This is a genomic window from Siccirubricoccus deserti, assembly GCF_014283215.1.
GTDB classification, from domain to species: domain Bacteria; phylum Pseudomonadota; class Alphaproteobacteria; order Acetobacterales; family Acetobacteraceae; genus Siccirubricoccus; species Siccirubricoccus deserti.
The window spans coordinates 17,804-29,701 of record NZ_JACOMF010000023.1; the positions used below are offsets into that span (position 1 = coordinate 17,804).

Consider the following 11,898-nt stretch of genomic DNA (forward strand, 5'->3'; position numbering starts at 1 on the left):
CACCCGGGTATGTTGCTCTGGGTTGGCCTCGGCAATCCCGAACCGTCCCAGGCGCGGCACCGCCATAACATCGGCTTCATGGCACTCGACGCCATCGCCCGCCGCCACGGCTTCTCGCCGTGGCGGCAGCGTTTCAAGGGGTTGGTGGCGGAGGGCAGCCTGGGCGGGGAGAAGATCCTCGCGCTGAAGCCGCTGACCTACATGAACGGCTCCGGCGACGCGGTGCAGCCCGCCGCCGCCTTCCACAAGATCCCGCCCGAAGGCATCACCGCCTTCCATGACGAGCTCGACCTGGTGCCCGGCAAGGTCCGGGTGAAGCAGGGCGGCGGCGCCGCTGGCCACAATGGGCTGCGCGACATGCAGCGGGCACTCGGCACCCCGGCCTTCTGGCGGGTGCGGATGGGGATCGGCCATCCTGGCCACAAGGACCGTGTCACCGGCCATGTGCTGGGCAATTTCGCCAAGGTGGACGAGCCCTGGCTGGGCCGGCTGCTGGATGCCGTGGCCGATGCGGCGCCGCTGCTGGCCGCCGGGAAGCCCGAGGATTTCATGACCAGGGTTGCCCTGGTGACCCAGGAGGCAGGTTGATGGACATCGGCGAGGACAGCGATTTCGCCGCCGGCTTCGGCGGCCCCGGGCCTGAGGATTTCGCCAATGGCGCCGCCGCCCTGGCGGCCGCGCTGGTGCGCGAGGCCGGGGCGCTGGCCGCTGCCGCCGCCGCGTTGCGCCAGGCCGGTGCGGTCACGCCGGGCGACCCGCAGGGCGGCCCGCTGTCCGACATCCGCCGCCAGCGCCCGGTGATGGCGGCGGCCGGGGAGGCGGCGCTGACCGCGGCGCTGCTGCTGGAAGCGGCCACCATCATCGGCCCCGGCGCCCCGCCCAGCGCGGCCGCCGAGCGCATCGCCACGGCAGCCCGCCGCGCCGGCAGCCTGCCCGCCGGGCTGGTGCCGCCGCTGCGCGCCGCGGCGCTGGCGCTCGGCACCGATGACGGAGCCGCGCGGATCGCCGCCGCCACCATCGCGGAAGGGCTGGCCGAAGCGCTTGGCCGCGTCTGATACGGACGGCCGTCGATCGTGCCCGGTCAACGGCCCCTTAGCCGCCGGCGGTTTGGTCCGCAAGCCCTGGCTACGCGCCACGCGGCGCGGCGCCGGTTCGGGCGCTAGGCATGAATGAGACATTCATGCCGCTGGTATGAGATCGAGGGCCGGCTTACCGGCTGGCCCGGGCGCACTCTGCGCGCCGCCCAGAGACCGAGAGGCCCTGGACTCGGTGGCGTTCGGGGCCGCTCGCATGACAGGAGAGTACCGTGGGTTTCAACTGTGGCATCGTCGGCCTGCCGAACGTCGGTAAGTCCACGCTGTTCAACGCGCTGACCGAAACCGCGGCGGCGCAGGCGGCCAACTACCCCTTCTGCACCATCGAGCCGAATGTCGGCCGCGTCGGCGTGCCCGACCCGCGGCTGGAGGCATTGGCGCGGATCGGCAAGAGCCAGAAGATCATCCCCACCAGCCTTGAATTCGTCGACATCGCCGGGCTGGTGCGCGGCGCCAGCAAGGGCGAGGGGCTGGGCAACCAGTTCCTGGCGAACATCCGCGAGGTGGATGCCATCGTCCATGTGCTGCGCTGCTTCGAGGACCCGGACGTCACCCATGTCGAGGGCAGCGTCGACCCGGTGCGCGATGCCGAAACGGTCGAGACCGAGTTGATGCTGGCCGACCTCGATGGGCTGGAGAAGCGCCAGCTCGGGCTGCAGAAGCGCGCCCGCAATGGCGATAAGGAAGCGGCGCAGCAGCTGGTGCTGATCGACCCGATCATTGTCGCGCTGCAGGCCGGCAAGCCGGCCCGCACCGCGGTGCCGAAGGGCGAGGAGGAGGCCGCCAAGCGGCTGCAACTACTGACCACCAAGCCGGTCCTTTACGTCTGCAACGTCGAGGAAGCCTCCGCCGGCACCGGCAATGCCTTCTCCGCCAGAGTCTTCGCCATGGCCGAGGCGCAGGGCGCCCGCGCCGTGGTGGTCTCCGCCGCCATCGAGGCTGAGATCAGCCAGATGGCGCAGGCCGACCGGGCGGAGTTCCTGGAGAGCCTGGGCCTGGCGGACAGCGGGCTCGACCGCGTCATCCGCGCCGGCTACGGGCTGCTCGGCCTGCTGACCTACTTCACCGTCGGCCCGAAGGAGACCCGGGCCTGGACCATCACCCGTGGCATGAAGGCGCCGCAGGCGGCCGGTGTGATCCATGGCGATTTCGAGCGCGGTTTCATCGCCTGCGAAACCATCGCCTATGACGACTACGTGGCGCTGGGCGGCGAGCAGGGCGCCAAGGAGGCCGGCAAGATGCGCGTCGAGGGCAAGGAATACGTCGTCAAGGACGGCGACGTGCTGCTGTTCCGCTTCAACGTGTAGGCTGCGCCACCCGATGCACCCGGCCATCCGCTGCCACCGCATGGCTGGCGGGGGAGACGGGGGGCGGGACGCCGGCCAGGATGTGGCAGGCCGGCAGCGGCACGGTCAGGACCGCTTCGGCATCTGCACGGCATAGGTGCAGAGGCCGTAGCGGTGCTCGCCAAGGAAGCCCTGCGGACTGAACACCCCGCTGGTGGCGATGTTGCGGTCGAGCGAATCCGCCATCCGCACCGAGCCCTCGGCGCCCACCGTCCCGGTCAGTGTCTGTCGGGTCTGCGGGTTGAGCAGCAGGCTGGCGCGGCCCTGGCGGACGACGAGTTCACGCTGGCCGGCCGGCCCCGCCGGGCAGGTGCGGGTGCGGTCGGGGTTAAGCGACACCGTGCCGGCGTAGCGGCCGTCATATTCAGTGACCGGGCCGGCCGGGGGAGGGGCGGAGGCGTTGCGCGGCGTCGGCGCGTCGGTTGCCTGGGGAATCGAGGTTTCGTTGGCGCAGGCGCCGAGCGCCAGGAGGAGGAGGGGGGCCAAGCGAAGCGGGCTGGCGCGCATGCTGTCGGGACCTTCGTACCAAGGGGTCGGCGCAGGAATGACGGGGCGGATCAGCGGGGCGGTTCGTCGTCGCGCCGCCTGCCGTCCAGCTGCGCCTGGCGGCGGGCTTCGGCACGCCGGTCGTTGGCCCTCTCCGCCGCGGTGCGGCCGTGCTTCACGCGGTTGGTTGCTGCATCCGCCGCTGCGGCCTCGCGCGCCTTGCGCTTGCGCGCATGGTTCAGGTTTACGACCTCGCCCATGCGCGCAGGATAGACCCATCGCCGCCGGGCGTGAACCGCCAGGCGCCGGTCGCTGTCCGGCAGCCTGAGGGAGTGGAATTGGGCTACATCCCGGCCGATGCGGCCCGCAGGCGCGACCCGGAGAAGGACGCGGCGGTGGCGCAGGAGCGGACGCTCACCTTCGCCGCCAAGCACTTCGTGGCCTGAGCGCTGCTCCCTGGCCGCCGCCGCCACCCACCGGCAGCGGCGCGAATCAGCCCGCCCGGCCGTGGTAACCATTCGGTTCCCAAAGCCGGTATTCCGCGGCTATCCTCCCAGGCAGGGCAGCACCATAAGCCGCCGAACGTCCCAGGAGAGTGACATGCACCGCAGGGCCCTGCTGGGCGGCGCGCTGGCCGCGCCCGCCCTACTCAGCTTTCCCGTTCGCGCCCAGGGCGCCGTCACGCTCAACGGGGCCTCCCAGTTCGGCGACGAGCATCCCTATACCAGGGCGATGGTGCGCTTCGAGGCATTGGTGAAGCAGTACTACGGCAAGCCGGTCAATTTCGTGCTGCACAAGAACAGCAGCCTCGGCCTCGAGAAGCAGTATTTCGAGTACATGGCGCAGGGCAGAGCGGTGGATTACGCCATCGTCTCCCCGGCGCATATGTCGACCTTCTCCAAGGCGGCGCCCTTCGTCGACGCGCCTTTCATCTTCCGCGACCTGGCGCACTGGAATGCGGTGCTCGACCAGGATCTGTTCAAGCCGGTGGCCGATGAGGTCGAACGCCGCGCCCGCGTCGCGATGATCGGCTACGGCGGCGGCGGCGTGCGCAACATCTTCTTCAACAAGCGCGTCACCAACCTCGCGGAGCTGCGCGGCCTCAAGGTCCGGGTGCAGGGGGCGCCGATCTGGTCGCGCACTTTCGCGGCGGTGGGCATGTCGCCGACCGTCATCGCCTACAACGAGATCTACAACGCCATCCAGAACAACGTCATCGACGGCGGCGAGAACGAGGCCGCCGGCGTCGAACAGATGCGCTTCTTCGAAGTGGCACCGCAGCTCTCGATGACCCAGCACGCCATCACCATTCGCCCGCTGTGCTTCTCGGTGCAGAGCCTGAACCGGCTGCCGACCGACCTGCAGGCGGCGATCCGGCGGGCCGGCAAGGAAGCCAGCGCCTACCATCGGGAAGCCGAATCCGGCGCCGACGGGCAGATCCTGGAGGCGCTGGAGAAGGCCGGAAAGCTGCACCGGGTGGAATTCACCCAGCGCGCCGAGATGAAGCGGCTGGTCGATCCGGTGATGGCCGCCTATGCGCGGGAGATCGATGCCGAGGCCATCCTCAACCGCATCAACGCGCTGACCGCCTGACGCGCCCTGCACCCTCCCCCACTGGGAGGGAACCGCCCCGTCCCGGTATTGGGCGGGGCTGCGCCGTGCCGCACCCATCCGGACACCCGCATGCCATTCCTCGAATCCGGCGCGCCCGCGGCGCTCCGTCACCTCAATCGCGCGCTTGCCGGCGTCATCCTGCTGCTGCTGATCGTCACGGTCGGCATATTGGTGATCCCGGTCAGCCTGCAGATCTTCTCGCGCTACACGGCGCTCATCCCCGCCTACATCTGGACCGAGGAGTTGGCCCGCTTCTGCCTGGTCTATGCGGTGATGCTCGGCGCCATGTTGGCGGTGCGGGAGGGTACGCATTTCACCGTCGATGTCTTCCCGCGGCTGTCGCCGCGCGGCGCGGCGAGGATGGAGCTGATCTCGGGCAGCTTCATCCTGATCTTCGCCCTGGTCTTCCTGTGGTGGGGCTGGGAGTTCACCGAATTCGCCTTCTACCGAATCAGCGAGCTCGCCGAGCTGCCGCTCTGGCTGATCCACATGGTCTGGCCGATCGCTGGCCTGGTCTGGCTGCTGTTCGAGGCGGAACGCATGCTGGATGCCGTCGCCATCCTGCGGAGCGATGGGTGATGGGCGGCAATGTGCTGGCCGCCGGCACCGCGGCGCAGATCCTCTTCGGCATCTTCTTCCTGCTGCTGGCGCTGCGGGTGCCAGTGGCGGTGTCGCTCGGCCTTGCCTGCCTGCCGATCCTGCTGATCGAGCCGCGGCTCTCTCCGATGATGCTCGCGCAGGAGACCTTCAACGCCTACAATTCCTTCATCCTGCTGGCGGTGCCTTTCTTCCTGCTGACCGCCAACCTGATGAACACCGGCGGCGTCACCGACCGGCTGATGACCTTCTCCCGCTCGTTGGTCGGACACTTCCCCGGCGGGCTGGCGCAGATCAACGTGGTGCTCTCGGTGTTCTTCGCCGGCATCTCCGGCAGCAGCACCGCCGATGCCGCCTCGCAATCCAAGATCTTCATCGAGGCGCAGCGGAAGGAGGGCTACGACGACAGCTTCTCCGTCGCCATCACCGCCGTCTCCGCGGTGCTCGCGGTGATCGTCCCGCCCTCCATCCTGATGATCGTCTGGGGCGGTGTGCTGACGGTCTCGATCGGCGCGCTGTTCCTGGCCGGGGTGGTGCCCGGGCTGCTGATCGGGCTGGTGCAGATGGCGACAGTGCATGCCTATGCGAAGGCGCGCGGCTACCCCACCTATGCGCGGGCGACGATCGGGCAGGTGCTGCGCAGCTTCCTGGTCTCCGTCCCGGCGCTGACCACGCCGCTGATCATCGTCGGCGGCAAGATCTTCGGCTGGTTCACCGCCACCGAGAGCGCCTGCATTGCAGTGCTCTACGCCGGCGTCCTCTCGCTGCTGGTCTATCGCGAACTGGACTGGAAGGGGCTGGTCGGGGCGCTGGGGGACACCGGGCGGCTGGCCGGCGTTGCGCTGTTCTGCGTCGGCACCGCCTCGGCCTTCGGCTGGCTGCTGGCTTTCTACCAGATCCCGCAGGCGCTGCTGGCCAATGTGCAGACCTGGGGTCTGGGGCCGATCGGCGTCGGCTTCTTCATCGCCGGGGTGTTCCTGCTGGTCGGCTGCTTCCTCGACGCCATCCCCGCCATCATCATCGTCGGCGCCATCCTGCAGCCCCTGGCGCAGGGGGTGGGGATGGACCCGGTGCATTTCGCCATGGTCGGCATCGTCAGCTTGGCCTTCGGACTGGTGACGCCGCCCTACGGGCTCTGCCTGATGATCGCCTGCTCGGTCGCCGGCATGCGCATGGGGGATGTGTTGCGCGACACCTGCATCATGCTGCTGCCGATGCTTGGCGTGCTCGCTGCGGTCATCATCTTCCCGCAACTCGTGCTGTTCCTGCCGGGGCTGATCTCGCCGGAGTTCCTGCGGTAGGGCAGGCCCATTGCGGGTGCTCAACCAGTCCTCAGCAATCCTTGAACGGTCGCCATGGCAAACCGTGCCGACCACATCACGTTGCCGTACCGGAATCGGAGGCTGCGACATGAGTTCGACCGTTCTGCTTATCGTGCTGATCATCGTGCTGCTGGCAGTGCTGCCGACTTGGCCTTACAGCAGCGGCTGGGGCTATTACCCGAGCGGCATCCTCGGCTTGATCGTGGTGGTGCTGCTGATCCTGGCACTGACCGGGCGACTATAGTGCGGATCGCGGAGCAGCCCGGAGCCTGAATCGCCCCGCAGGCAACAGGCCGCAGCGGCTTATCCTTCGAGAACCGGCCCGATCCGCCCTTGCTGGCCGGATCGGGCTGACCCGGACCGCGCCCAGGCGGATAAGTGGTCCATTGCGGTCCTTGGCGGAAATTCGGCGGTGGAGGACCGGGCCACCGGCCGCGCCCGCCAAATCGGCCAGCAGCAGAACGTCCTCGTCCATCGCCTGATCGCGCTCGGTACCATCGAGGAGCAATGGCGGTGCTGAAGGACCGCAAGCGGGCGCCGGTGACTGCAGTGCTGGGAGCCGAGCAGGACAGCGCGCTGAAGCTGGCCGAGGCGGATATCGACGCGCTGTTCGACGCCGGGTGAGGGGGCTCGCCGGGCGGGGCGTGGCGAGGCGTGAAGGCCCAGGTTGGCAACGGCCTCGCGATCCGGCAGCTTGCGGCCCTCAGCATGGAGGGAACGCCGATGAAGCTCGGCCTGTCGATCGGCTATTCAAAGGCGCAGCTCGACCTGCCGGTCAAGCTGGTGCAACGCGCCGACGAACTCGGCTACGACACCGTCTGGACCGCCGAGGCCTATGGCACCGATGCGGTCACGCCGCTCGCCTATCTCGCGGCCATCACCAAGCGCATCAAGCTCGGCACCGCGGTAATGCAGCTGGCGGCGCGCTCGCCGGCGAATGCGGCGATGTGCGCTGGCACGGTGGATGCGCTAGCCGGTGGTGGCCGCTTCATCGCCGGGCTCGGGGTGAGCGGGCCGCAGATCGTTGAGGGCTGGTATGGCGAGCCTTGGGGGCGGCCCTATTACCGGGTGAAAGACTACGCCGCGATCATGCGAAAGATCTGGAAGCGGGAAGCGCCGCTGACGCATGAAGGCACCGAGATCAGCCTGCCCTACACCGGGGAAGGCGCGCTCGGCGTTGGCAAGCCTCTGAAGTCGATCCTGCACATGAATCCCGACATCCCGATCTACCTCGGCACCGAGACCGATGCCATGGTCCGCCTTACCGGCGAGATCGCCGATGGCTGGCTGGCGCTGGGCTTCGTTCCCGGCTCGCTGGCGCACCACATGCCGATGCTGGAGGAGGGCTTCCGCCGGGCGGAGAAGGCGACCGGGAGCAAGAAGACCCGTGCCGATTTCACCATCCAGGCCTCCTGCCATGTGATCGTCGACGATGACGTGAAGGCGGCGCTGGCGCGGCTGAAGCCGGAGGTGGCGCTCTACGTTGGCGGCATGGGCCACAAGGACAAGAATTTCCACAAGGACATGATGATCCGCCGCGGCTTCGGCGACGCCGCCGCGCGTATCCAGGAACTCTACCTGGCCGGCCGCAAGGAGGAAGCGCACGCCGCCGTGCCGGATGAGTGGGTGGACATGAAATCCCTCGTCGGCCCGCCAGCGCGGATCAAGGAGCGGTTCCGTGCCTGGGAGGAGTCCGGGGCGGATGCGCTGACCGTCCGCTCGCGCCAGCCGCAGGCGATCGAGGTGATGGCGGAAGCCGCGCGGCTGAATGCGGCGGGAGCCACGGCATGAAGATCATCGACGCCCAGGTGCATATCTGGGGCAGCGGCGAACCCTCCGGCCATCATCGCAAGACCCCGGTCTTCACCGCCGAGGAATTGCTGAAGGAGATGGATGAGGCCGGCGTTGATGGCGCGGTCATCCACCCGCCCTGCTCCTGGGACCCCGGTGCCAATGCCATCGCCGAGGCGGCGGCGCAGCGCTATCCGAATCGCTTCGCGGTGCTCGGCCAGGTGCCGCTGGAGACGCCGGAGACAAGCCGGGCGCAGCTGAAAGGATGGCGCAACCGCCCGGGCCAGAAGGGGCTGCGCTACCCGCTGGTGCGGACGGAGCAGCAGGACTGGCACAGCGACGGCACGATGGACTGGCTCTGGCCAGTGGCCGAGGCCGAGGGCCTGCCGGTGGCGCTGCTGGCCGGGCGCTACCTGCCGTCCTTCCGCCGCATTGCCGAAGCGCACCCGGGCATCCGCTTCCTCATCGACCATTGCGGGCTGATGCGGGAGGCGATAGATGCCGCCGCCTTCGTCGCGCTGGACGATCTGCTGGCGCTGGCGAAGCTGCCCAATGTCGCGGTCAAGGCAACCGGCGCGCCCGGCTATTCGACCGAGGCCTTTCCCTACCGCAACCTGCATAACGGGCTGCACCGCATCTTCGACGCCTATGGGCCGAAGCGCTTCTTCTGGGGCACCGACATCACCCGCATGCCCTGCAGCTACCGGCAATGCGTGACCATGTTCACCGAGGAACTGCCCTGGCTGAAGGGCCAGGAACTGGAATGGGTCATGGGCCGTGGCATCGCCGCCTGGATTGGCTGGGACTTCGATTTCGGCGGCTAGAGCGGATCGCGGAGGGTGTGGGCCCGCTCCACCAAGAACAGGCGACAGCGGAGCAGCGTCCAGACATGGACGCCATCCGCCGTAGCTTCAGCAGGCTGCGCAAATTCGGTCCTCTCCGGTGCCGGGAGGCGATTTTCTCTCCACCTCGGCTACGGCAAGGACGATGGGTGCGGGGGATTGCAACGGTCTGAGTGTTGACACGGAGCCCATGCGTGCCACCGGTCCGCTGAGCTTGAGGCGGCGTCTGGACGTCTGTCCCTGCCCACACGCCCGGCCAAGGCGACAGGTCTGTGCACGCGACTGACCATATTCCAACCCACCAGTGCGAACGCACAGCCCAGCGCGTCTCCGGTATCAAATGAACCAGAAGCCGGTGGCGTCGAAATTGGCCTGCGCCCGCGCTGCCAGCGCATTCCAGTCCACCGGCGTATCGGCATGCGTATCAACCGGCATCGGGGCCGGAACCGCGGCTGCTGGCGGCGGCGGCACTGCCTCCGGCGTCGCCAAGCCGAGCGGCGTATAGTCAACCTGCCTGACCGTCAGCGAGCTGTCGAAGCCGTTGTTGAGGAAGCCGATCGTGTTGTTGATGCCCCCGGCATCGAAGTCGCGCGGCACGTGGTCGGTGATGATCCCGGTCACCACGCCATCCACCTTGAAGGTGATCTGGTCCGGCTCCCAGACCAGCGTGTAGTCGTGGAAGACGCCGATCTGCACATTGTCGAAAATGCGCAGTTCGTATTGGTTGTTGCCGTTCGCGTCGGCCCAATGAACGGTGCCATATTGCCGGCCGGTGCCATCAGGCGTTACCTCGGCCAAGTTCAACTCCTGCCCCGGCCAGGAATTGTCGCCGGGCCAGAGGATCAGCGCCGCGCCATTAAAGCCGGCATACTGCCCCTCGAACTTCGCATTGATGGTGTAGGTCCCGTAGCCGTGGCCGGCACTTGGGCCGCCCGCCAACTCCTTCATGCCGGAGATGCCGGTCAGGTGGACCTCTCCGAAGGTGGAGTAATCGACCCCCCAGTTGTCCTGAAATGGGCCCGCATCGTTGCCTATCTCAAAGCTGTGGTGGAACGGTACATCGGTCTCGATCGACGGGACGGTCGCCACGGCCTTGATACCTCATGAGCAAAGGCGATCAACGCTTCGGCTGGCGTCCGGTTGCGGCCAATCGTACGGCTCGATTCGGCTGGATGTCGAAGTCCGGATCACCGCTTGCCACCTGGCCGATTGTTGGGTGGTGGCGAGCCACGCGAATGCCGCTGTTTGGACGGCGCGGCGAAGCCGAGAAGCACCGCGTCTCTGCTGGCTGGGCGAGGAGTTCTGACAGTGCTTGCGCCGAACCTGGCGGCGTGAGGCGATGGCCGCCTTCAAGGTTGCGAGCTGCTGGGCGAGGTGCCAGTCGCCGAAAGATGTGAGACAGGCAAGGCGTATTCCTGAGATCCTGACCTTCTTCAGGAGGCCAACTCTCTCAACTAAAGCCGGATCCAGTCCAGGGGCGCAGGCCCGGCACTCGGCGACCCTCTCGTAGCGGGCCACGACGATGTCCAAGCCAAGGACCCTGCGCTGCCCCCGGCCAATGCCTTCTTCCCGTCCGTGTCCACGGCAACTGGCCAAATAGACAGGGAATCTGGCTCTCTTGTAACCAAGTGCAAATGCGAAACAGCAGTAAAAAATCCACAAACGAAAAAACCTGGCGAGGTTGCCTCGCCAGGCCTGAAAACCGCAGAATCAGGGAGCTTCCCGGCTTAGGTCAATCCGACGCTCTGCGCCTTGGTTGGCAGAAATCACTCATGACCAAACCTCTTCCCAGTTGCCCGCGGTGCTGGCGCGGGAATACTCGGTTGACCGGTTTTCGAAGAAATTCGTGTGCTCCACCGCGTTCAGCATCTCGTCGAGCCAGGGCAGTGGGTTCTTCTCGATGTTGTACAGCGGCTGCAGGCCAAGCTGCTGCAACCGACGGTCGGCGATGAAGCGGATGTAGGTCTTGGTGTCCTCGGCATTCAGCCCCTCGACGCCGCCAAGCTCGAAGGCGAGGTCGATGAATGCGTCCTCATGCTCCACGATGGTGCCGCAGATCTCATAGAGGTCGCGCTGCAATTCCTCGGTCCAGATCTCCGGATTCTCCTGCACGAAGGTGCGGAACAGCCGGATGATGGAGAGGCAGTGCAGCGTCTCGTCCCGCACGCTCCAGGAGACGATCTGCCCCATGCCCTTCATCTTGTTGAAGCGCGGGAAGTTCATCAGAATGGCGAAGGAGGCGAAGAGCTGCAGCCCCTCGGTGAAGGCACCGAAGGCGGCGAGGGTCTTGGCGATCTCGGTCTTGCTGGAGACCGAGAAGCCCTGCATGTAGTCGAACTTGTCCTTCATCTCCTTGTAGCGGAGGAAGGCGGTGTACTCGACCTCGGGCATACCCACCGTGTCGAGCAGGTGGCTGTAGGCGGCGATGTGGATGGTCTCGGTATTCGAGAAGGCCGACATCATCATCAGCACTTCCGTCGGCTTGAACACCTGGGAGTAGTGCTTCATGTAGCAATTGTTCACCTCGACGTCCGCCTGGGTGAAGAAGCGGAAGATCTGCGTCAGCAGGTTCCGCTCGGCGGCGCTGAGGTTCTTCTGCCAATCCTTCACATCATCAGCGAGCGGCACCTCCTCCGGCAGCCAGTGGACGCGCTGCTGGGTGAGCCAGGCGTCATAAGCCCAGGGGTAGCGGAAGGGCTTGTAGACCGGATTGGCGGTGAGGAGGTCGAAGCGCGGGTGGTGCTCGTCGATGGAGAAATTGCCGTCGGCCATGGTGCTGATCATTCAATTGCCTTGAGGATGGAAA

The 11,898-nt window shown here is 67.1% G+C and carries 13 protein-coding genes; 9 read left to right on the forward strand and 4 right to left on the reverse strand.

Going from position 1 to position 11,898, the window contains the following annotated elements:
- The first annotated feature begins 9 nt into the window (after positions 1-9).
- From pth to ychF, 3 genes are all read left to right on the forward strand, one after another.
- The gene (gene pth, locus H7965_RS17495) at positions 10-588 is read left to right on the forward strand and encodes an aminoacyl-tRNA hydrolase (RefSeq protein ID WP_186771877.1); all 579 of its coding nucleotides are present in this window, start codon (positions 10-12) and stop codon (positions 586-588) included.
- Complete coding sequence (locus H7965_RS17500; protein WP_186771878.1) at positions 588-1,055, forward strand: hypothetical protein; 468 nt, start codon at positions 588-590, stop codon at positions 1,053-1,055. The genes pth and H7965_RS17500 overlap by 1 nt, the downstream gene beginning before the upstream one ends.
- 251 nt (positions 1,056-1,306) lie before the next feature.
- Positions 1,307-2,401, forward strand: coding sequence for a redox-regulated ATPase YchF (gene ychF, locus H7965_RS17505; RefSeq protein ID WP_186771879.1), 1,095 nt, complete (start codon positions 1,307-1,309; stop codon positions 2,399-2,401).
- Positions 2,402-2,506: 105 nt separating this feature from the next.
- On the opposite strand, the gene H7965_RS17510 is transcribed toward ychF, so the two are convergent.
- On the reverse strand, positions 2,507-2,926 hold the full coding sequence (locus H7965_RS17510; RefSeq protein WP_186771880.1) for a hypothetical protein: 420 nt from the start codon (positions 2,924-2,926) through the stop codon (positions 2,507-2,509).
- A 71-nt stretch (positions 2,927-2,997) separates the two neighbouring features.
- On the reverse strand, positions 2,998-3,186 hold the full coding sequence (locus tag H7965_RS17515; protein WP_186771881.1) for a DUF4169 family protein: 189 nt from the start codon (positions 3,184-3,186) through the stop codon (positions 2,998-3,000).
- Positions 3,187-3,526: 340 nt separating this feature from the next.
- Here H7965_RS17515 and H7965_RS17520 point away from each other — a divergent pair, with 340 nt between their 5' ends.
- The 6 genes from H7965_RS17520 to H7965_RS17545 all read left to right on the forward strand — a co-directional run bounded on the left by H7965_RS17520 (position 3,527) and on the right by H7965_RS17545 (position 9,074).
- Positions 3,527-4,519, forward strand: coding sequence for a TRAP transporter substrate-binding protein (locus H7965_RS17520; protein WP_186771882.1), 993 nt, complete (start codon positions 3,527-3,529; stop codon positions 4,517-4,519).
- 90 nt (positions 4,520-4,609) lie between these two features.
- The gene (locus tag H7965_RS17525) at positions 4,610-5,119 is read left to right on the forward strand and encodes a TRAP transporter small permease (protein WP_186771883.1); all 510 of its coding nucleotides are present in this window, start codon (positions 4,610-4,612) and stop codon (positions 5,117-5,119) included.
- Positions 5,119-6,438, forward strand: coding sequence for a TRAP transporter large permease (locus tag H7965_RS17530; RefSeq protein WP_186771884.1), 1,320 nt, complete (start codon positions 5,119-5,121; stop codon positions 6,436-6,438). Before H7965_RS17525 ends, H7965_RS17530 begins: the two co-directional genes overlap by 1 nt.
- Before the next feature lie 109 nt (positions 6,439-6,547).
- Positions 6,548-6,703 carry a DUF3309 domain-containing protein gene (locus tag H7965_RS17535; protein WP_186771885.1) on the forward strand — a complete coding sequence of 52 codons (156 nt, stop codon included), beginning with the start codon at positions 6,548-6,550 and terminating at the stop codon, positions 6,701-6,703.
- A 479-nt stretch (positions 6,704-7,182) separates the two neighbouring features.
- The gene (locus tag H7965_RS17540; protein WP_186771886.1) at positions 7,183-8,250 is read left to right on the forward strand and encodes an LLM class F420-dependent oxidoreductase; all 1,068 of its coding nucleotides are present in this window, start codon (positions 7,183-7,185) and stop codon (positions 8,248-8,250) included.
- Entirely contained in the window at positions 8,247-9,074 is an 828-nt protein-coding gene (locus H7965_RS17545) for an amidohydrolase family protein (protein WP_186771887.1), read from the forward strand. Before H7965_RS17540 ends, H7965_RS17545 begins: the two co-directional genes overlap by 4 nt.
- 354 nt (positions 9,075-9,428) lie before the next feature.
- On the opposite strand, the gene H7965_RS17550 is transcribed toward H7965_RS17545, so the two are convergent.
- Both H7965_RS17550 and H7965_RS17555 read right to left on the reverse strand, forming a co-directional pair.
- On the reverse strand, positions 9,429-10,181 hold the full coding sequence (locus tag H7965_RS17550) for a family 16 glycosylhydrolase (protein WP_186771888.1): 753 nt from the start codon (positions 10,179-10,181) through the stop codon (positions 9,429-9,431).
- Positions 10,182-10,862: 681 nt separating this feature from the next.
- Positions 10,863-11,876 (reverse strand): ribonucleotide-diphosphate reductase subunit beta, encoded by a 1,014-nt coding sequence (locus tag H7965_RS17555; protein ID WP_229682684.1) that lies wholly within the window; start codon positions 11,874-11,876, stop codon positions 10,863-10,865.
- Positions 11,877-11,898 lie beyond the last annotated feature (22 nt).

What these genes read in the sequence shown, in the direction of transcription:
- pth (WP_186771877.1), top strand. Translation starts at nt 10, where the DNA reads ATGTTGCTCTGGGTTGGCCTCGGCAATCCCGAACCGTCCCAGGCGCGG.
- H7965_RS17500 (WP_186771878.1), top strand. Translation starts at nt 588, where the DNA reads ATGGACATCGGCGAGGACAGCGATTTCGCCGCCGGCTTCGGCGGCCCC.
- H7965_RS17515 (WP_186771881.1), bottom strand. Translation starts at nt 3,186, where the DNA reads ATGGGCGAGGTCGTAAACCTGAACCATGCGCGCAAGCGCAAGGCGCGC.
- H7965_RS17520 (WP_186771882.1), top strand. Translation starts at nt 3,527, where the DNA reads ATGCACCGCAGGGCCCTGCTGGGCGGCGCGCTGGCCGCGCCCGCCCTA.
- H7965_RS17525 (WP_186771883.1), top strand. Translation starts at nt 4,610, where the DNA reads ATGCCATTCCTCGAATCCGGCGCGCCCGCGGCGCTCCGTCACCTCAAT.
- H7965_RS17530 (WP_186771884.1), top strand. Translation starts at nt 5,119, where the DNA reads ATGGGCGGCAATGTGCTGGCCGCCGGCACCGCGGCGCAGATCCTCTTC.
- H7965_RS17535 (WP_186771885.1), top strand. Translation starts at nt 6,548, where the DNA reads ATGAGTTCGACCGTTCTGCTTATCGTGCTGATCATCGTGCTGCTGGCA.
- H7965_RS17540 (WP_186771886.1), top strand. Translation starts at nt 7,183, where the DNA reads ATGAAGCTCGGCCTGTCGATCGGCTATTCAAAGGCGCAGCTCGACCTG.
- H7965_RS17545 (WP_186771887.1), top strand. Translation starts at nt 8,247, where the DNA reads ATGAAGATCATCGACGCCCAGGTGCATATCTGGGGCAGCGGCGAACCC.
- H7965_RS17555 (WP_229682684.1), bottom strand. Translation starts at nt 11,876, where the DNA reads ATGATCAGCACCATGGCCGACGGCAATTTCTCCATCGACGAGCACCAC.